At 74.6% G+C, this 19025-nt stretch carries 20 protein-coding genes; 17 read left to right on the top strand and 3 right to left on the bottom strand.

Translation table 11 applies throughout. From position 1 onward, the window contains the following. Positions 1–91 precede the first annotated feature (91 nt). Positions 92–1342, top strand: coding sequence for a PrsW family intramembrane metalloprotease (locus tag BJ981_RS33510; RefSeq protein WP_184617360.1), 1251 nt, complete (start codon positions 92–94; stop codon positions 1340–1342). A gap of 10 nt (positions 1343–1352) precedes the next feature. Here the strand turns inward: BJ981_RS33510 and BJ981_RS33515 are convergent, their stop codons facing one another. Together BJ981_RS33515 and BJ981_RS33520 are read right to left on the bottom strand one after the other, a co-directional pair. Beyond that, positions 1353–2093 carry a SanA/YdcF family protein gene (locus BJ981_RS33515; RefSeq protein ID WP_239139646.1) on the bottom strand — a complete coding sequence of 247 codons (741 nt, stop codon included), beginning with the start codon at positions 2091–2093 and terminating at the stop codon, positions 1353–1355. 6 nt (positions 2094–2099) lie between these two features. Continuing rightward, positions 2100–3143: a COX15/CtaA family protein gene (locus BJ981_RS33520; RefSeq protein WP_239139647.1), complete on the bottom strand. Its 1044-nt coding sequence runs from the start codon at positions 3141–3143 to the stop codon at positions 2100–2102. A gap of 290 nt (positions 3144–3433) precedes the next feature. Between BJ981_RS33520 and BJ981_RS33525 the strand changes: the two genes are divergently transcribed. The 16 genes from BJ981_RS33525 (at position 3434) to BJ981_RS33600 (ending at position 17979) form a co-directional block, all read left to right on the top strand. Then, positions 3434–4570, top strand: coding sequence for an NAD(P)/FAD-dependent oxidoreductase (locus BJ981_RS33525; RefSeq protein ID WP_184617362.1), 1137 nt, complete (start codon positions 3434–3436; stop codon positions 4568–4570). Further along, a complete protein-coding gene (locus BJ981_RS33530; RefSeq protein ID WP_184617363.1) occupies positions 4567–4863 on the top strand; it encodes a (2Fe-2S)-binding protein in 297 nt (98 codons plus the stop codon). The genes BJ981_RS33525 and BJ981_RS33530 overlap by 4 nt, the downstream gene beginning before the upstream one ends. Then, positions 4860–6359 (top strand): FAD/NAD(P)-dependent oxidoreductase, encoded by a 1500-nt coding sequence (locus BJ981_RS33535; RefSeq protein ID WP_184617364.1) that lies wholly within the window; start codon positions 4860–4862, stop codon positions 6357–6359. The genes BJ981_RS33530 and BJ981_RS33535 overlap by 4 nt, the downstream gene beginning before the upstream one ends. Continuing rightward, the gene (locus BJ981_RS33540; RefSeq protein WP_184617365.1) at positions 6356–7249 is read left to right on the top strand and encodes a dihydrodipicolinate synthase family protein; all 894 of its coding nucleotides are present in this window, start codon (positions 6356–6358) and stop codon (positions 7247–7249) included. Before BJ981_RS33535 ends, BJ981_RS33540 begins: the two co-directional genes overlap by 4 nt. 3 nt (positions 7250–7252) lie before the next feature. Continuing rightward, positions 7253–8254 (top strand): proline racemase family protein, encoded by a 1002-nt coding sequence (locus BJ981_RS33545; RefSeq protein ID WP_184617366.1) that lies wholly within the window; start codon positions 7253–7255, stop codon positions 8252–8254. A gap of 55 nt (positions 8255–8309) precedes the next feature. After that, positions 8310–9665 carry an aldehyde dehydrogenase family protein gene (locus tag BJ981_RS33550; protein WP_184617367.1) on the top strand — a complete coding sequence of 452 codons (1356 nt, stop codon included), beginning with the start codon at positions 8310–8312 and terminating at the stop codon, positions 9663–9665. A gap of 212 nt (positions 9666–9877) precedes the next feature. Then, a complete protein-coding gene (locus BJ981_RS33555) occupies positions 9878–11053 on the top strand; it encodes a branched-chain amino acid ABC transporter substrate-binding protein (protein ID WP_184617368.1) in 1176 nt (391 codons plus the stop codon). Continuing rightward, positions 11050–11202: a hypothetical protein gene (locus BJ981_RS33560; RefSeq protein WP_184617369.1), complete on the top strand. Its 153-nt coding sequence runs from the start codon at positions 11050–11052 to the stop codon at positions 11200–11202. Before BJ981_RS33555 ends, BJ981_RS33560 begins: the two co-directional genes overlap by 4 nt. Before the next feature lie 7 nt (positions 11203–11209). After that, positions 11210–12103 carry a branched-chain amino acid ABC transporter permease gene (locus BJ981_RS33565; RefSeq protein WP_184617370.1) on the top strand — a complete coding sequence of 298 codons (894 nt, stop codon included), beginning with the start codon at positions 11210–11212 and terminating at the stop codon, positions 12101–12103. Then, entirely contained in the window at positions 12100–13080 is a 981-nt protein-coding gene (locus BJ981_RS33570) for a branched-chain amino acid ABC transporter permease (protein ID WP_184617371.1), read from the top strand. The genes BJ981_RS33565 and BJ981_RS33570 overlap by 4 nt, the downstream gene beginning before the upstream one ends. Then, on the top strand, positions 13077–13922 hold the full coding sequence (locus BJ981_RS33575; protein ID WP_184617372.1) for an ABC transporter ATP-binding protein: 846 nt from the start codon (positions 13077–13079) through the stop codon (positions 13920–13922). The genes BJ981_RS33570 and BJ981_RS33575 overlap by 4 nt, the downstream gene beginning before the upstream one ends. Further along, a complete protein-coding gene (locus BJ981_RS33580; protein ID WP_184617373.1) occupies positions 13909–14625 on the top strand; it encodes an ABC transporter ATP-binding protein in 717 nt (238 codons plus the stop codon). The genes BJ981_RS33575 and BJ981_RS33580 overlap by 14 nt, the downstream gene beginning before the upstream one ends. Next, complete coding sequence (locus BJ981_RS33585) at positions 14622–15620, top strand: proline racemase family protein (protein ID WP_184617374.1); 999 nt, start codon at positions 14622–14624, stop codon at positions 15618–15620. The genes BJ981_RS33580 and BJ981_RS33585 overlap by 4 nt, the downstream gene beginning before the upstream one ends. Further along, positions 15617–16615, top strand: coding sequence for an ornithine cyclodeaminase family protein (locus BJ981_RS33590; protein WP_184617375.1), 999 nt, complete (start codon positions 15617–15619; stop codon positions 16613–16615). The genes BJ981_RS33585 and BJ981_RS33590 overlap by 4 nt, the downstream gene beginning before the upstream one ends. Beyond that, positions 16612–17286: a GntR family transcriptional regulator gene (locus BJ981_RS33595; RefSeq protein ID WP_239139648.1), complete on the top strand. Its 675-nt coding sequence runs from the start codon at positions 16612–16614 to the stop codon at positions 17284–17286. Before BJ981_RS33590 ends, BJ981_RS33595 begins: the two co-directional genes overlap by 4 nt. A gap of 198 nt (positions 17287–17484) precedes the next feature. Next, the gene (locus BJ981_RS33600) at positions 17485–17979 is read left to right on the top strand and encodes a beta-class carbonic anhydrase (RefSeq protein WP_184617376.1); all 495 of its coding nucleotides are present in this window, start codon (positions 17485–17487) and stop codon (positions 17977–17979) included. 52 nt (positions 17980–18031) lie between these two features. Here BJ981_RS33600 and BJ981_RS33605 read toward each other — a convergent pair whose 3' ends face one another. Next, on the bottom strand, positions 18032–18943 hold the full coding sequence (locus BJ981_RS33605) for an EamA family transporter (RefSeq protein WP_184617751.1): 912 nt from the start codon (positions 18941–18943) through the stop codon (positions 18032–18034). Positions 18944–19025 lie beyond the last annotated feature (82 nt).

Here is a 19025-nt window from a genome sequence, read left to right on the forward strand (position 1 = left end):
GTGCGGGGTGGTGCGGTGATGGCGGGGTGCCGGCCTTGCGGATCCGGTGGGGGTGCGGCGCGGGCCGTGCCGGGCGAATACGCTCACGGCCATGACAGACCGTGATCCGCGCAGCGTGCTGCAGGAGCGGCCCTCGGTCGGGCTGATCTTCGGGCTTGTCGCGGCCGGCATCTGCGCGCTGGTGTCGTTCTCGTTCGACGTCTTCAACGGCGAGCCCGTGCAGTTCTTCATCGCCCTGACGCTCGCCCTGGCCCCGGTGCCGCTGCTGCTCGCCGGGCTCCTCGCCCTGGACCGCCTGGAGCCGGAACCGCGCAAGGACCTGGCGTTCGCGTTCCTGTGGGGCGCGGGCGTCGCCGTGCTCATCGCCGGCGTCCTCAACAGCCTCAACCTGAGGTACCTCACCATCGCCACCCAGGACCCGGCCGGGGCGCGCAACTTCGTGGCCACCTTCCTCGCCCCCGTCGTCGAGGAGACGATGAAGGGCCTGGTGCTGCTCGGGCTGCTGCGCTGGCGCAGGCAGGAGCTGGACGGCCCCACCGACGGCATCATCTACGCGGGCATGGTCGGCCTCGGCTTCGCCATGAGCGAGAACGTCAGCTACTACATCATGGCCCAGGACCAGCACGGCGTGCAGGGCCTGGCGGTCACCGTGGTGCTGCGCGGCATCCTGTCGCCGTTCGCCCACCCCCTGTTCACCTCGATGATCGGCATCGCGGTCGCCTCGGCGGCGCAGAGCCGCGGGCCGGCGCGCACCGGGGTCGTCGTCCTGGGCTGGATCGGCGCGATCATCCTGCACGGCATCTGGAACGGGTTCACCTCCTACGGCGGCCTGCCCGGCCTGAGCGCGGCCTACCTGCTGCTGATGATCCTGTTCTTCGTCGAGCTCGGCGTCGTCGTCAGGGACCGCAAGCGCATCGTGGGCTTCATCCAGTACTACCTGCCGCCGTACGGGGGCCTCGGCCTGGTCACCGACGTGGACGTGTACATGCTGTCCTCGCTGCAGGGGCGAAGACAGGCGCGGCAGTGGGCCAAGGCGTACGGCGGGGCGCGCGGGCTGCGGGCCATGCGCGACTACCAGGTCGCCGCGACCGAGCTCGGCCTGCTGCACGAGCGCGGCCGGCGCGGCGCGATCTCCAGGGACGTCTTCGAGCGGCAGCGCGAGGCCCTGCTGGCCTGCATGAGCGCGGCCAAGGCGGCGTTCCCCGTCCCGGAGAGACACCAGGACACGATCGCCAGGGGGCAGGCGCCGCCCGGCTACGCCCCGGGGCACGACGTCCGCCACTCGGCCTCGCCCTACCCGCCGCCGGACGGCATGCCGGGCGACCCGCGCCGGCCCGCCTGACCGGCGCCGCTCACGATCGCGCGCCGACGATCGCGTCCAGCGAGGTCTCGCGCGGGCCGGGGAAGACCGGCGAGGACCGCAGCACCACCGCGTCCAGCAGGCCCTTCGCCGTCGCGCCGAACTCCCGCACCGCGTACGCGGTCGTCGGCCCCGGCCACACGGGGAAGGAGTCGTCGCCGACCCCGAACGCGTCGATTCCCGCCGTCCGGCACAGCGCCACCGCGCGCGGCAGGTGGAAGTTCTGCGTGACCACGGTCGCGCGCCGGGCGCCGAACACCTCCCGGGCCCGCACGCAGGAGTCCCAGGTGTCGAAGCCCGCGTAGTCCAGGACCAGCACCCCGGCGGGCACCCCGCGCGCCACCAGGTAGTCGCGCATCGCGGTCGGCTCGTCGTACCCCACCCGGCCGTTGTCGCCGGACAGCAGCAGCGCCCGCACCTTGCCTGACCGGTACAGCGCGGCGGCGATCTCCAGCCGCGTGGCCAGCATCGCCGACGGCGAACCGTGGTACAGGCCCGCGCCGAACACCAGCGCCACCGGGGCGGCGGGCACCTCGCGCAGCCACCCGCCCCCAGGGGCCGCCGTGACGTGGTGGCCGAGCGCGGACGCCCACGCCCAGGTCATCGGCGCGAACGGGAGCAGGCTGAGCGCGACGGCCGACAGGAACAGCCGGCGGCGCGCCCGCGGCGGCCGGCGCGACCACCACGCCCGCGGGGGCGGAAAAGACCGTGATCGTTCGGAGAGGCTGGGCACGCAGGCTTAGACGCCGGCCGCCCGCACTTCGTTCGCGGCGGGGGCGGCGGGTGGGGCGGACGAGGGAGCCGTGCCGCGGGAGCGCATGAGGAACACCACGCGCAGGGCGGCGATCCACACCAGCGTCGAGCCGAGCACGTGCATGCCGACCAGCAGGGCGGGCACGGCCAGGAAGTACTGCACGTACCCGATCACGCCCTGGGCCAGCTCGACGCCGAGCAGCACCAGCGCGCCGCGCCGGGCCCGGCCGGGGGAGTCGGTCACGTGCAGGGCGAACAGCAGGGCGAACGTCAGCCCCAGCACCACCCACACCGCGTCGGCGTGCAGGCGGGCCATCGCCTCGATGTCGAACGAGAAACGCGAGGCGGCGTCGTCGCCCGAGTGCGGGCCGGTGCCGGTGACCACGACGCCCGCCACCAGCAGGACGAACACCGCCGCGACCAGCACGAACCCCAGCGTGCGTATGTCACGGTGCACCAGGCGCCGCGGGGGGGCGTCGCCCTCGCCCGCGCGGGCGTACAGGGCGAGCGCGGCGGCGATCATGCCGATGGACAGCAGGAAATGGACGCTCACGGTGACCGGGTTGAGCAGGCTGCGCACCACGACGCCGCCCCACAAGCCCTGCACCCCGACCCCGAACGGCTGGATCAGGGCGAGGCCCACCAGCGAGCGGCGGCGCGGCACCCGGCGGAAGGCGGCCACCAGGCAGGCCACCGCCACCGCCAGGACCAGGAAGGACAGCAGGCGGTTGCCGAACTCGATCGCCATGTTCAGCGGCGAGTGGTCGTCGTGCGGGGCGGGGACGAAGCTGCCGGGCGTGCAGCGCGGCCAGCTCGGGCAGCCGAGGCCCGAGCCGGTGAGGCGCACCGCGGCCCCGGTGACGGAGATGCCCACGTTGACCACCACGGCGGTCAGCGCCCACCGCCTCATCGTCACGGCGGTCGGCGACCACACGGAGTGGAACAGCCCCAGCCCCCAGCTCCGCAGCCGCCCGGGCAGCCCATCCCCCCGCCTACCGTTGACCCGCGTCTCCTGCTCTGTTGCCGTCACGCCACACATGGTAGGCCGTGCCTATGGTGCTCTCTTCGTTCGCACGGCGTGAGGGCCGTGTTGATGGCGCCGCCTCCGGCGTCGCGGCGTGAGGGCGCCTTTGAGCCGGTGCTCTTCCGTCGTCGCTCGGAAGGGGGCTCGTTCCTCACCCCCTTCCTCCCTCCTCCTCCAGAGCACCGGCGCGCCCTCACGTGCGCGGAGGGTTCGAGCAGGTCATCCGGGTGTTGATTGGGTTGGTGGATATGTGACATATTACTGATGCGGATGGAGCGCCGGGTGGGGGAGGGTGGATGGCGGACGTCGTGGTCGTCGGCGCGGGGGTCGTCGGGGCGGCGTGCGCGTACTTCGCCGCGCGGGCGGGGATGTCGGTGACCGTGGTGGACCGGGGGGCGGTCGCGGCGGGCACCACCGGGGCGGGCGAGGGGAACATCCTGGTCTCCGACAAGGAGCCCGGGCCGGAGCTGGAGCTGGCCCTGCTGTCCGGCCGCCTGTGGCGGGAGCTGGCCGGGTCCGGCGGGTTCGAGTACGAGCCCAAGGGCGGGCTGGTCGTCGCCGAGACGCCCGAGGTGACGCGGTCGCTGACCGCGCTCGCCGCCGCGCAGGCCGCGCACGGTGTCGAGGCGAGGCCCGTCGCCGCCGGGGAGCTGCGGGACCTCGAGCCCCACCTGGCCGAGGGCCTCGCCGGAGGCGTCCACTATCCGCAGGACGCGCAGGTGCAGCCCATGCTGGCCGCCGCCCGGCTGATCCGGCACGCCCCCGGGGCCGTCCTGCGCACCGGCGTCCGCGTCACCGGCCTGCTGCGCGACGGCGACCGCGTCACCGGCGTCCGCACCGACAAGGGCGACATCCCCGCCGGAGCCGTGGTCAACGCCGCGGGCACCTGGAGCGGCGAGGTGGCCGCGCTCGCCGGGATCCGCCTGCCGATCCTGCCGCGCCGCGGGTTCATCCTGGTCACCGAGCCCGTCGGCGGACGCCTCGGGCCGCCGGTGATCCGGCACAAGGTCTACACGGCCGCCTACGTCACCGCGGTGGCCAGCGACTCGGCCGATCTGGAGACGAGTGCGGTGATCGAGGGCACCCCGGCCGGGACCGTGCTCATCGGCGCCAGCCGCGAGCGCGTCGGCTTCGACCGCACGACCTCGATCCCCGTCCTGGCGGCGCTGGCACGCCAGGCCGTCGCGCTGTTCCCCGGGCTCGCCGCCCGCCGGGCGATCAGGTCCTACTGCGGCTTCCGCCCGTACTGCCCGGACCACCTGCCCGTCATCGGCGCCGACCCCCGCGCGCCCGGCCTGTACCACGCGTGCGGACACGAGGGCGCGGGCATCGGCCTCGCCCCCGCCACCGGCCACCTCGTCGCCGCCCTGCTCACCGGGGCCGCGCCCGGCCTGGACCTCAGCCCCTTCCGCCCGGAAAGGTTCGCCGCGTGACCACCTCACCGCCTCCCCACGCCGGCCGTCTCGTCGGCGCGCGGCCCGAGCCCGCCTTCGAGATCACCGTGGACGGCCGCGCCCTCTCCGCCGTGCCCGGCCAGACGATCGGCGCCGTCCTGCACGCGGCGGGCGTCGTCTCCTGGCGCACCACGCGGTTCGGGGGACGCCCGCGCGGCCTGTTCTGCGGCATCGGCGTGTGCTTCGACTGCCTGGTCACCGTCAACGGCACGCCGTCCCTGCGCGCCTGCCAGACCGAGGCGCTGCCCGGCGACCGGGTGAGCACCGGATGAGGGATCTGGCCATCGTCGGCGGCGGCCCGGCGGGCATGGCGGCGGCCGTCGCCGCCTCACGCGCGGGCCTGGACGTCGTGCTGATCGACGCGCAGGCGCGGCTCGGCGGCCAGTACTTCCGCCACGCCCCCGAGGGGTTCCGCGCCCGCCGTCCCGGCGCGTTGCACCACGGCTTCGTCCGCTTCACCCGCCTGGCCGCCGCGCTGCGGGACGCCGACGTCCGGCTCGGCCACCGGGTCTGGGCCGTGGAACGGGCGCGAGGCGACGGCGAGGAGGCGTTCGCCGTGCACTGCCTGGCGGGCGCCCGGGAGGAGCGGCGGGTGACCGTCCGCGCCCGGCGCCTGCTGATCGCCACGGGGGCGCACGACCGGCCGCTGCCCTTCCCGGGCTGGGACCTGCCGGGCGTGCTCACCGCCGGGGGCGCGCAGGCGCTGCTCAAGGGCGACCTGGTCGTGGCCGGGCGCACGGTCGTCGTCGCCGGGACCGGCCCCTTCCTGCTGCCCGTCGCGGCGGGCCTGGCGGAGGCGGGCGCGCGCGTGGCGGGGGTGTTCGAGGCGGGCGGCGGGTACGGCCTGGCGCCCGCGCTGGCCGCCGATCCGTCCAAGATCGCGGAAGGCGCCGGGTACGCCCTGCGCCTGGCCCGGCGCCGCGTGCCGTACGCCGTGCGGCACGCCGTGGTCGAGGCGCACGGCGCGGACCGGCTCACCCACGTGACCGTGGCGCGGCTCGGCCGCGACTGGGCGCCGGGGGAGCGGCGCACGATCGCCTGCGACGCGCTCGCCGTCGGCTACGGTTTCGTCCCGCAGATCGACCTCGCCGTCCAGCTCGGCTGCCCCACCCGAGCGGGCCGCGACGGCGAGCCGGTCGTGGTGGTGGACGCCGGGATGCGCGCCGGTGTGCCGGGGGTGTACGCGGCGGGCGAGCCGACCGGTGTGGGCGGCGCCGAGCTGGCCGAGGTGGAGGGCTGGACCGCCGGTCGCTCCGCCGCCGCCGACCTCGGCCGCCCGGTGCGTCCCGCGCCCGCCCTGGCGAGAAGGCGGAGCCGCCTGGCCGCCTTCGGCGCCGCGGTGCTGGACGCCTACCCTGTCCGGGACGGCTGGAAGGGGTGGTTGCGCGACGACACCCTGGTCTGCCGCTGCGAGGAGGTCCCGTACGCGCGGGTGCGCGAGGCGCTGGAGCTGGGCGCGGTGGACGCGCGGTCGGTGAAGCTGCTGTCCCGCGCCGGGATGGGCTGGTGCCAGGGCCGGATCTGCGGCCACGCGGTGGCCCGCCTGGCCGGGGAGGAGCCCTCGCCTCCGCGCAGGCCGCTCGCCCAGCCCGTACGGCTCGGGGACCTGGCGGCGGGCCCGGCATCGGACACGGCCACGCAGACGGCCACGGAGACGGACGCGGAGACGGCCACGGAGACGGACGCGGTGGTGGGCCCGGTGAGAGGCCCGGAGACGGACACGGCAAGCGACCTTGCAGGACATTCCGGAGGAGAGGACCCCCGATGACGACCCGTGAGAAGCCCTGGCACGGTGTGATGGTGGCGACCGCGCTGCCGCTGCGCGAGGACCTGAGCGTCGACGAGGACCGCTACGCCGAGCACTGCCGCCGTCTGGTCGGCGAGGGATGCGACGGCGTGGTGCCGAACGGCTCGCTCGGCGAGTACCAGACGCTGACCCCGCGGGAGCGCGCCCGCGTGATCGAGACCGCGGTCGCGGCCGTGGGCGGCGACCGCGTGATGCCGGGCGTGGCCGCCTACGGCGCGGCCGAGGCCCGCCGCTGGGCCGAGCAGGCCGCCGAGGCGGGCTGCCGCGCCGTCATGCTGCTCCCCCCGAACGCCTACCGCGCCGACGCGCGGGCGGTCCTCGGCCACTATCGCGAGGTCGCCAAGGCCGGCCTGCCGATCGTCGCCTACAACAACCCCTTCGACACCAAGGTGGACCTGGTGCCGCCGCTGCTGGCGGAGCTGCACGCCGAGGGCCTGATCGCCGGGGTCAAGGAGTTCACCGGCGACGTGCGGCGCGCCTACGAGATCGCCGAGCTGGCCCCGGAGCTGGACGTGCTGATCGGCTCGGACGACGTGGTGCTCGAACTGGCCCTCGCCGGGGCGGTCGGCTGGGTCGCCGGGTACCCGAACGCGCTGCCCGCCTCCTGCGTGGCGCTGTACCGCGCGGCGGTGGCGGGCGACGTGGCCACCGCGCTGCCGCTGTACCGCGCCCTGCACCCGCTGCTGCGCTGGGACTCCAAGACCGAGTTCGTCCAGGCCATCAAGCTGTCCATGGACATCGCCGGCCTGTACGGCGGCCCGTGCCGCCCGCCGCGGGTCCCGCTGACCCCCGAGCACGAGGCCGTGGTGCGGACCGCGACAGAGAAGGCGCTCGCCGGAGGGCTGCGGTAGCCGATGCGGACCAAGAAGATCTTCCACGTGGTCGACTCCCACACCGAGGGGATGCCCACGCGGGTGGTCACCGGGGGAGTCGGCGTGATCCCCGGCGCGACCATGGCCGAGCGCCGCGAGCACTTCGTGGCCAACCTCGACCACATCCGCAGGCTGCTGATGTTCGAGCCGCACGGCCACTCGGCGATGAGCGGCGCGATCCTGCAGCCGCCCACGCGCCCGGACGCCGACGTCGGGGTGGTCTACATCGAGGTGTCCGGCTGCCTGCCGATGTGCGGCCACGGCACCATCGGCGTGGCGACGGTCCTGGTGGAGACCGGCATGGTCGAGGTCACCGAGCCGGTCACCACCGTGCGCCTGGACACCCCGGCCGGGCTGGTCGTGGCGTCGGTGCGGGTGGAGGACGGCGCGGCGGCCGCGGTGACGATCACCAACGTGCCGTCCTTCAGCGCCGGGCTCGGCCGCACGGTCAAGGTGCCGGGCCACGGCGAGGTGACCTACGACCTCGCCTACGGAGGCAACTTCTACGCGATCCTGCCGATCGAGTCGGTCGGGCTGCCGTTCGACCGGGCCAGAGGCCGCGACATCCTGGACGCGGGCCTGGCGATCGCGGCGGCGATCAACGAGGCGGACGAGCCGGCGCACCCGCTGGACCCGGGCATCCGGGGCGTCCACCACGTGCAGTTCGTCGCTCCAGGCTCGGACGCGCGGCTGTCGCGGCACGCGATGGCCATCCACCCCGGCTGGTTCGACCGCTCGCCCTGCGGCACGGGCACCTCCGCCCGCATGGCCCAGTTGCACGCGCGGGGCGAGCTGGCGCTGGGAGAGGACTTCGTCAACGAGTCCTTCATCGGCACCCGCTTCACCGGGCGGCTGGTGGAGGAGACCGAGGTGGCCGGGCTGCCCGCCGTGGTGCCGACGATCACCGGGCGCGCGTGGGTCACGGGCACCGCGCAGCACTTCCTCGACCCGTCGGACCCGTTCCCCGAGGGATTCCAGTTGTGACAGGCGCTCCGCGCGGCGGGACGCCCGCCGCGCCGGCGCTGGAGAGGGATTGACGATGGACGTTGTGGTGAGCCGCTCGCCGCAGAACCCCGCCGACGTGGTGGCGAGCGCCCCCGCGGCCGGCGGGCCCGGCGTCACGGAGGCGGTGCGGCGGGCCCGGGCGGCGCAGGCGCGGTGGGCCGGGTCCGGCGCCGCCGGGCGGGCCGCCGCGCTGACCCGCGCCGCCGAGGCCGTCGCCGCGAACGCGGGCGAGCTGGCCGCGCTGGTGGTGCGCGAGGCCGGCAAGCCGGTGACCGAGGCGCGGGGCGAGGTGGCGCGGTCGGAGGCGATCCTGCGCTACTACGCCCAGCAGGTGTTCGACCCGGTGGGCGCGGTGCACGAGCCGTCCGGGGCCGGGCTGGCCTTCACCCGCAGGCGGCCGCGGGGCGTGGCGGGGCTGATCACGCCCTGGAACTTCCCCCTGGCCATCCCGCTGTGGAAGGCCGCCCCCGCGCTGGCCTTCGGCAACGCGGTCGTGCTCAAGCCGTCCCCGCACGCGCTGGGCTGCGCGCTACGGCTGGCCGAGCTGCTCGGCCTGCCCGAGGACCTGTTCCAGGTGACGCCCGGCGGGGCCGAGGAGGGCGCGGCGCTGGTGGAGGCGTGCGACGTCGTCTCCTTCACCGGCTCCGCCGCCGTGGGCCGCGCGGTGAGCGTGGCGGCGGCGGGCGCGGGCGTGCCCGCGCAGGCCGAGATGGGCGGCCAGAACGCGAGCGTCGTGCTGCCCGACGCCGACCTGGAGGCCGTGGCCGCGCAGATCGCCGCCGCCGCGTTCGGGTACGCCGGGCAGAAGTGCACGGCCACCCGGCGGGTGATCGCGGTGGGCCGCGGCGCGGAGGTCCGCGAGGCGCTGGTCGCCGCGGTCGCCAAGCTCGGGGTGGGCGACCCCGCCGACCCGGGCACCGCGGTCGGGCCGCTGATCGACGAGGCGGCCCGCGACCGCGCCGTCGCGGCGGCGGAGGGCGGCCGGGTGCTCGCCGGGGGAGCCGCCCTGGACCGCGAGGGCTGGTTCGCCGCCCCCACGCTGGTGGACGGCGTCCCCGCCGGGCACGTCCTGGCCGGCGAGGAGGTGTTCGGGCCGGTCTGCCTGGTGCAGGACGCCGCGTCCGTGGACGAGGCCGTGGCGCTGGCCAACGGGGTGCGCTACGGACTGGTCTCGGCCGTCTACACCCGCGACCTGGACCGCGCGCTGGAGGTCTCCGCGCGCCTGGACACCGGCCTGGTGAAGGTCAACGCGCCGACCACCGGCGTGGACTTCTACCTGCCGTTCGGCGGCGAGAAGGACTCCAGCCACGGCCCGCGCGAGCAGGGCAAGGCGGCGCAGGACTTCTACACCTCGATCCGGACGGTCGCGATCGCCCCGGCCGGCGGCTGACGGCCCCACGCGCGTTCTCACCCGCCGCTCCCTCCGCCCGCCTGGCGCGGGGAGCGGCGCCGCGCCGGCCGGCCGAGGGCCGCGGGAGCCCCGTTCCCGCCGGGCTTAACAACTCGCTTAACGGTCTGATATCAGATCTTGACGCTGCCCTGACCTGCGTGTGCAATGTCACACGTCATATGAGACGGTGCTGTTCCGCAAGGAGAGACACGATGGGCAGATCGCGCATATCGGTGCTCGGCACGCTGCTTGCGGCCGTCACCCTTCTGACCGCCGGCTGTGGCCAGGGCATCCTCGGCGGCGGGTCCTCCTCCAAAGGAGGGGGCGGGGACGAGGGCCCCATCACGCTCGGCATGCTGATCCCGCAGTCCGGCAGCGAGGCCGCCATCGGCCCGTACATGCAGAACGCCGCCCAGCTCGCGGTGGACGAGATCAACGCCAAGGGCGGCGTGCTCGGGCGCAAGCTCCGGCTGCAGGTCGCCGACGACGCCTGCGACGCCCAGACGGCGGTCGCCGGCGCGAACAAGCTGGTCACCGAGGGCGTCAAGGTGTCGGTGGGCGGCTACTGCTCGGGCGCCACGCTCCCGACCCTGCCGGTCTTCGGCAAGGCGAACATCCCGATGATCATTCCGGCCGCCAACTCCCAGGAACTCGTCGATCAGCACCTCAAGCACGTCTTCCTGATCAACGGCACCGGCACGCAGCAGGCGACCGCGGCCATGGCCTGGATGACCAAGCAGGGCGCCAAGAGCGTCGCGCTGGTGCACGACAACACCAGTTACTCCAAGGACATCGCCGTCCGCACCCAGAAGCTGCTCGACGAGGCGGGCGGCGCCGAGACCGCGATCCTGGAGGCCGTGACCCCCAAGGAGAGCGACTACAGCGCGAACATCCACAACATCCTGGCCAAGAAGCCGGACTTCGTCTACTGGACCGGCTACTTCCAGGAGGGCGGCCTGATCATCCGCCAGCTCAGGCAGGCCGGCTACACCGGGAAGATCATGGTCGGCGACGGGTCGGTGTCGGAGAAGCTCGCCGACATCGCGGGCGGCGAGGCCGCCGAGGGCGTCTACGCGACGATGACCCAGACGCCGGACACGCTGCAGGGGGCCGAGGGCTGGATCGACGCCTACAGGAAGAAGTTCAACGCCGCGCCGGGCCCGTACTCCAACCAGGCCTACGACGGCGTGCGGCTGGCCGCCGAGGCGGTCACCAAGGCCGGGTCCACCGACAGCGCCAAGGTCATCGCGGCGCTGGAGGCGATCGACGGGTTCCAGATGTTCTCCGGCCCGCTCAAGTTCACCCCCGACCACACCCTGGCCTCCGGCGGCTTCCAGATCCTCGTCGTCAAGGGCGGCAAGTTCGCCCTGCAGGACGCGCTCAAGTGAGCGTGCCCGAGGCCGCGCCCGCGGCGACCGGCACCCCCTGCGCGCCCGGCCGCCACGGGTCGCCGGGCGCGCGGGCGTCCGGCGACGGCCGGGGACGGGAACGGGAACGGGACGCCGGAGCCGCACGCGAGATCGGCGAAGGAAACTGAAGGGGACATGGCACAACTGATCTGGAACGGGTTGTTCGTCGGCTCGTTCTACGCCCTGGTGGCGCTGGGCTACAGCATGGTCTACGGGATCATGAAGCTCCTCAATTTCGCGCACGGCGACCTGTACATGCTGGGCGCCTTCACCGGGTTCGCCGTGCTCGGCGCGGTGGGCGGCGTCTCCCCGGGCATGGCGCTGCCCGTCCTGCTCGGCGTGATGGTGGTCACGATGGCCGTCACCGGCCTGTCCGGCGTCGTGCTGGAACGCGTCGCCTACCGCCCCCTGCGGGGCGCGCCGCGGCTGTCCCTGCTGATCACGGCGGTGGGCGCGTCGTTCGCTCTGGAGTACGGCATGCGCACCGCCGCGGGCGCCGACCCGCAGGTCTATCCGGTTCGGCTCGGCGGAACGGCCCTGGAGGTGCTGGGCGCGCGGATCACCGTCCAGCAGGTCGCGCTGATCGTCGTGGCGGTCGCCCTCATGATCGGGCTGAACCTGCTGGTCACCCGCACCCGCGAGGGCCGCGCCATGCGGGCCATCGCCCTGGACCCGCGCACCAGCGCGCTGATGGGCATCAACGTCAACGCGGTGATCTCGCGCACGTTCTTCCTCGGCTCGGCGCTGGCGGGCGCGGCCGGCGTCATGGCGGGGGCCTACTACGGCAAGATCGACTTCCTGATGGGCTTCATGATCGGGCTGAAGGCGTTCACCGCCGCCGTCATCGGCGGCATCGGCAACATCCCCGGCACCATGCTCGGCGGCCTGCTGCTCGGCCTGCTGGAGTCCTTCGGCACCTACTGGCTGGGCGGCGAGTGGCGTGACGTGTTCGCCTTCGGCGTGCTGATCCTGTTCCTGACCGTGCGGCCCACCGGCCTGCTCGGCGAGCGCGTCACGGAGCGCGTATGACCGCCCCCGCCAAGGCCCCCGGCGCGCGCCGGCCGCGGCACGGCACCCCGCTCGGCCGCGCCGTCGGCCGCCTGCTCGACGACAAGTGGACCGGCGCGGCCGGGCTGGCCGTCGCGCTGCTGGCCCCGTTCGTGATCGCCACGCCCTACGCGCTGTCGGTCATGACCAGCGCGGCGATCTTCGTGATGCTGGCCTCCGGCCTCAACATCGTCGTCGGCTTCTGCGGCCTGCTCGACCTCGGGTACGTCGCCTTCTACGCCGTCGGCGCCTACACCAGCGGCGTGCTCGCCACCCGGCTGGACCTGCCGCTCTGGGCGACCGTGCCCGCGGTCGTCGCGGTGACCGCCCTGGCGGGCGTGGTGATCGGCGCGCCCACGCTGCGGCTGCGCAGCGACTACCTGGCCATCGTGACCCTCGGCTTCGGCGAGATCATCCGCATCACCGCCAACAACCTGGAGATCACCGGAGGCCCCTCGGGCATCTACGGCATCCCCGGCCTCACCGGCAGCCCGGTCGTCTTCTACTACATCACCGTGGCCGTCGTCGCCCTCGCCGTGGTCGGGGCGTCCCGCCTCGGCCGCTCCCGGCTCGGCCGGGCCTGGCGGTTCGTGCGCGAGGACGAGGACGCCGCCGAGGCCATGGGCGTGCACACCTACCGCGTCAAGCTCGCCGCCTACGTCGCCGGGGCCGTCTGGGGCGGCCTCGCCGGGGTGCTGTTCGCCGCGCAGGTCTCGGCGATCTCGCCGGGCAGCTTCACGTTCCTGTCGTCGGCGCTCGTGCTGATGGCGGTCGTGCTCGGCGGCATGGGCTCCTCGCCCGGCGTGGTGATCGGCGCCGTCGTCGTCAGCCTGCTGCCCGAGGTGCTGCGGGACTTCGCCGACCACCGGTTCCTCCTGTTCGGCGTGCTGCTCATCGTCGTCATGCTGCTGCGGCCGCAGGGGCTGTGGCCGCACCGCTCCCGGGAGGCGGGCCCATGACCCTGCTCGAGGTACAGGACCTGCGGCTGTCCTTCGGCGGCCTGCTCGCCATCGACGGCCTGACCTTCTCGGTGGGACGCGCCGAGATCGTCTCGGTCATCGGGCCGAACGGCGCGGGCAAGACCTCGGCGTTCAACTGCGTCACCGGCTTCTACCGGCCCACCGCCGGGCGGATCACCCTGGACGGCAGGGACGTCACCGGCCTGCGCCCCTCCAAGATCGCACGGCTCGGCGTGGCCCGCACGTTCCAGAACCTGCGCCTGTTCGGCGAGATGTCGGTGCTGGACAACGTCCGCGCCGGCGCCCACCTGTGGCTGCGGCAGAGCGTCGCCGACGCCCTGCTGCACACCCCGCGCTACCGGCGCACCGAACGCGAGTGCACCGAGCAGGCCCACCACTGGCTGGACTTCGTCGGCCTGCGCGGCGACCGGTTCGGCCGGGCCCGCGCCCTGCCGTACGGCGAGCAGCGGCGGGTGGAGATCGCCCGCGCCCTGGCCCGCAGGCCGGAGCTGCTGCTGCTCGACGAGCCCGCGGCCGGGCTGAACCACGGCGAGAAGGCCGAGATGCTCGACCTGATCCGCAGGATCCGCGGCCTCGGCGTCGCGACCGTGCTCATCGAGCACGACATGGGGCTGGTCATGGAGGTGTCCGAACGCGTGGTCGTGCTCAACTTCGGCCGCGAGATCGCCGACGGCCGCCCCGAGGACGTCCGCCGCGACCCCGCCGTCATCGAGGCGTACCTGGGCAAGGACGACGAGGACGACGAGGACGACGGCCCGGACGCCGGGGACGTGCCGCGGGACCGCGACGAGCACCGGGAGGCACGCGATGGCGGCGCTTGAGGTCGACGCGCTCGACGTCCACTACGGCGGCGTGCACGCCCTGCGCGGCATGTCGCTGACCGTCGGGGACGGTGAGATCGTCGCGCTGCTCGGCAACAACGGCGCGGGCAAGACCACCACCCTGTCGGCGGTCTCGGGCCTGGTGCGCCCGAGCGGCGGGCGCGTGGTCTTCGACGGCGCCGATCTCACGCGGGCCAGGCCCGAGGCCATCGTCAGGGCGGGCCTGGTGCACGTCCCCGAGGGCCGCCGCGTCTTCAGCACGCTCAGCGTGCACGAGAACCTCCTGATCGGCGGGTACCTCGTCCGGGACAAGGCCGAGACGCGCCGCCGCGTCGAGCGGGTCTACGGCCTGCTGCCGCGCCTGGCCGAACGCCGCGGCCAGCAGGGCGGCACGCTGTCGGGCGGCGAGCAGCAGATGCTCGCCATCGGCCGCGCCCTGGTCTCCGGCCCTCGGCTGCTCCTGCTGGACGAGCCGTCCATGGGCCTCGCGCCGCTCGTCGTCGCCTCGGTCATGGAGCTGGTCCGCGAGATCAACGACGAAGGGGTCTCGGTGCTGCTGGTGGAGCAGAACGCCAAGGCCGCGCTGAAGATCGCCCACCGCGGGTACGTCATCGAGAACGGGGCCTGCGTGCTCGGCGGCCCGGCCGGGGAGCTGCGCGGCGACCCCCGGGTCGTCGAGGCCTACCTGGGAGGGGTCCGATGAGCGCCGCGCCGCCGGAGGTCCGCACCGTCGACTACCACACCGGCGGCGAGCCGTTCCGGATCGTCACGGCGGGCGTGCCCGAGATCCCCGGGGTCACGGTCCTGGACCGCAGGGCCGCCGCCGCGGCGCCGGAGGTCGACCGGGTGCGCCGGCTGCTGTGCCACGAGCCGCGCGGCCACGCCGACATGTACGGCTGCTTCCTGGTGCCCCCGGACGACGCGGGCGCGCACCTCGGCGTGCTGTTCTGGCACAAGGACGGCTACTCCACCGCCTGCGGCCACGGCACGATCGCCCTCGGCGTCCACGCCGTGGAGACCGGCCTGGTGGCGGGCGACCCGGACGGCGACACCGACGTCGTCGTGGACGTGCCCTCCGGCCGGGTCACGGCCCGGGTGCGCAGCGCGGGCGGCGTCATCGCGTCGGTGACGTTCAGGAACGTGCCCTCCCATGTCGTGGCGAGGAACGTGCCGGTCACCGTCGCGCACCGCGGCGCCGCCGTCGAGGCCGCGGTGGACGTCGCCTACGGCGGCGCGATCTACGCCTCGGTGCCCGCGGCCGCGTTCGGGCTGGCCGTCGAGCCCCGGCACCTCACCGAGCTGATCGCGCTCGGCCGCGCGGTCAAGGCCGCGCTGGCCGGCCACCCGGCCGCCCGGCACCCCTCCGACGACCGGCTGTCGGGCATCTACGGCGTCATCTTCCACGAGGACGTCGCCCCCGGTCACCAGCGCAACGTCACGGTGTTCGCCGACGGCGAGGTGGACCGCTCGCCGTGCGGGTCCGGCACCGCCGCCCGGCTGGCCCTGCTCCACGCCGACGGCTTCACCGGCGAACTCACCCACGAGAGCATCGTCGGCAGCGTCTTCACCGGGCGGGTCGCCGAGGCGCGCGGCGACGCCGTGATCCCCGAGATCACCGGCATGGCCTACCGCACCGGCGCCCACGCCTTCACCCTGGACCCCCGCGACCCCCTCGGCGCCGGGTTCACGCTCCGATGACGGCCCCCGCCGTCATCGGAGCGGAACACGTGCGCGCCCTGGTGCCGATGGAGGCGGCCGTGACGGCGCTGGCGGACGCCCTGCGCGGCGGCCTGGACCCCGGCGCCGACCCGCCCCGCCCGGTCGTGGAGGTGCCCGCCGGGCAGCTCCTGCTCATGCCCGCCGCCCACGGCCGCCACGCGGGCGTCAAGATCGCCGGGGTCGCCCCGGCCAACCCCGCGCGCGGGCTGCCCCGCATCCAGGGCGCCTACCTGCTGCTGGACGGCGCCACGCTGGCCACGCTCGCCGTGATCGACGGGCCCGCGCTCACGGCGCTGCGCACCCCCGCCGTCTCCGCCCTGGCCGTGCGCCGCCTGGCCCGCCCGGACGCCCGCACGCTCACCGTCTTCGGCGCCGGGCCGCAGGCGTGGGGACACGTCGAGGCGCTGCGCGCGGTGCGCCCGGTGGAACGCGTCACCGTCGTGGGCCGCGACCGGGGCCGCGCCGAGGCCCTGGCGGCCCGCTGCGCCGCCGCCGGACTGCACGCCGCGGCCGTCCCCGCCGCCCGCCGCGCGGAGGTGGAGCGCGCCGTGGCCTCGGCGGACCTGATCGCCTGCTGCACGAGCGCCAGAGAGCCGCTGTTCCCCGGCGCGCTGGTCGCCGGCGGCGCCACCGTCGTCGCCGTCGGCTCCCACGAGCCGGAGGCGCGTGAGGTGGACGGCGCGCTGGTCGCCCGCGCCACCGTCGTGGTGGAGACGCGGGCCGTCGCGCTGGCCGAGGCGGGCGATGTGATCCTGCCCCTCCGCGAGGGGGTGATCGGCGCGGATCACCTGGTCGCGGACCTGCGTGAGCTGGAACGCGGCACCCTCACGCCAGGACCGGGCCCCCGGCTGTTCAAGAGTGTCGGGATGGCCTGGGAGGATCTGGTGGTGGCCGCCGCGGTGCACGACGCGTGGCGGAGCGGATCTGGAGGGGATGCGAAGATGGCGAGCGGGCCTGAGCGGAGCGGGCCGTGAGCGAGGAGGGCAGGCTGCACCTGCCCGTCATGAGCGGGCGCCAGAGCCTGCGCGAGCAGGTCGCGCAGGCGTTGCGGGACGCCCTGGTGGCCGCCGAGATGCGCCCGGGCGTGGTGTACTCGGCCCCCGTGCTGGCCGCGCAGTTCGGCGTGTCGGCCACGCCGGTGCGCGAGGCGATGCTCGACCTGGCCAAAGAGGGGCTGGTCGAGGCCGTGCGCAACAAGGGGTTCCGGGTCACCGAGCTGTCCGAGCGCGACCTGGACGAGCTCACCGACATCCGCGCGCTGCTGGAGGTCCCCACGGTGGCCCGGCTGGCCGACGCCTCGCGCGCCGAGGAGTTCGAGCGGCTGCGCCCGGTGGCCGCCGAGATCGTCGCGGCCGCCGAGGCCGGTGACCTGCTCACCTACGTCAACGCCGACCTGCGCTTCCACGTCGAGCTGCTGAGCCTCGCGGGCAACGCGCACCTGGTCGAGATCGCCCGCGACCTGCGCTACCGCGCCCGCTTGTACGGTCTGAAGGGCATGTCCGAGCGGGGCACCCTCGTCCATTCCGCGCGCGAGCACCTGGAGGTCCTGGACGCCCTGGTGCGCGGCGACGCCGGCGCGGCCCGGCGGGTGATGGAGCACCACATCCGGCACGTCCGCGGCATCTGGGCCGACCGCCCCGAATAGCCGGCCGCCCCGGACGGCCGTCCGGCCCCGGCGCGGCGAACCCGTGCCCGGACGGCTCTCGGGGGTGAAGAGGACACCTCAGGCGGATGTTCTTCCTCCCGGACGTAAATGTCACATGGGGTTACCCTATTGACTCGGTAGGTAATGCGGACAATCCTGGGTCAGCGACAGCCAGAGTCACCGACCTTGGAGGGCCGCATGAGTGTCACCGACGATCTCCTCGCCAACGCCCAGCGCTACGCGGAGCACTTCGACAAGGGGCACCTCCCGCTGCCGCCCGCCAAGGGCGTCGCCGTGCTCGCCTGCATGGACGCCCGGCTCAACGTCTACGGCCTGCTCGGCCTGTCCGAGGGCGACGCCCACGTGATCCGCAACGCCGGGGGAGTGGTCACCGCCGACGAGCGCCGCAGCCTCGCCATCAGCCAGCGCCTGCTCGGCACCCGCGAGATCATCCTCATCCACCACACCGACTGCGGCATGCTGACGTTCACCGACGACGGCTTCAAGCACACCATCGAGGCCGAGGTCGGCATCAAGCCCGACTGGCCCGCCGAGGCGTTCGCCGACCTCGACGAGGACGTCGTGCAGTCCATCAACCGGATCAGGGCCGACCCGTTCATCCCCAACAAGGATTCGGTGCGCGGCTTCGTGTACGAGGTCGAGACCGGGCGCCTGCGCGAGGTCAAGGCCTGACGGACCGGCCGCCGCGCCCGCTCACGCCCCGGGCGCGGCGGCCCGCCGGTTCTCAGCTCGTGCGCGTGGCGCCCACCGAGGCGACGACCACGCAGCCGATCGCCGCCCACTCCCGCAGCCCCAGGATCTCGCCGAGCACGAGCAGGCCCACCAGCGCGGCGGCGGCGGGCTCCAGGCTCATCAGGATGCCGAAGACCCGCTTGGGCATGCGCCGCAGGGCCTCCAGCTCCAGGCTGTAGGGGATCACCGAGGACAGCAGGCCGACGCCCGCCCCCAGCAGGAGCAGCTCCGGGCGCAGCAGGTCCGCCCCGCCGGCCGCCACGCCCGCGGGCGCGCTCACCGCCACCGCCACGATCATGGCGAACGACAGCCCGGTCGTCCCGGGGAACCTCTTGCCCACCGCGGCCGACAACAGGATGTAGGCCGCCCAGCAGGCCCCCGCGAGCGCGGCGAACGCGATGCCGAGCCCGTCCAGCCCGCTGTCACCGTTCCACGGGGCCAGCAGCGCGATGCCCGCGGCCGCCAGCACCACCCACAGCAGGTCCAGCCGGCGCCGGGACGCCGCCACGGCCACCCCGAGCGGGCCGAGGAACTCGATCGTCACGCAGATGCCCATCGGCAGCCGGGCCAGCCCCTCGTAGAACGAGAGGTTCATGACGCCGAGCGTCACGCCGAAGGCCAGCCCGGCCGCCAGGTCGCGCCGCGTCAGCCCCCGCAGCCGGGGCCGGGCCACCAGGCCGAGGATCAGCGCGCTCGCGGCGATGCGCAGGAACACCACCGCGCTCGGCGGCAGCGCGGCGAACAGGTTCTTGGCGATCCCGGCGCCGAGCTGCACCGACAGGATGGCCAGCACGACCAGGCCCGAGGGCGGCACGGCGCCCGCGGCGGCCCGCGCCAGCGCGGCGGGCCGCCCCCGGCCCCGGGGCAAGGGGACGCCTGAGGAGGACAGGGCCGGCGCGGACATCATCGGCGCGGACGGCATCGGCACGGTCATGGCGTCTCTCACGTTCCTCGCACGCGCCCGTGCGGTCGGGGGAAGGGGCCGC

The organism is Sphaerisporangium krabiense, from assembly GCF_014200435.1.
GTDB classification, from domain to species: domain Bacteria; phylum Actinomycetota; class Actinomycetes; order Streptosporangiales; family Streptosporangiaceae; genus Sphaerisporangium; species Sphaerisporangium krabiense.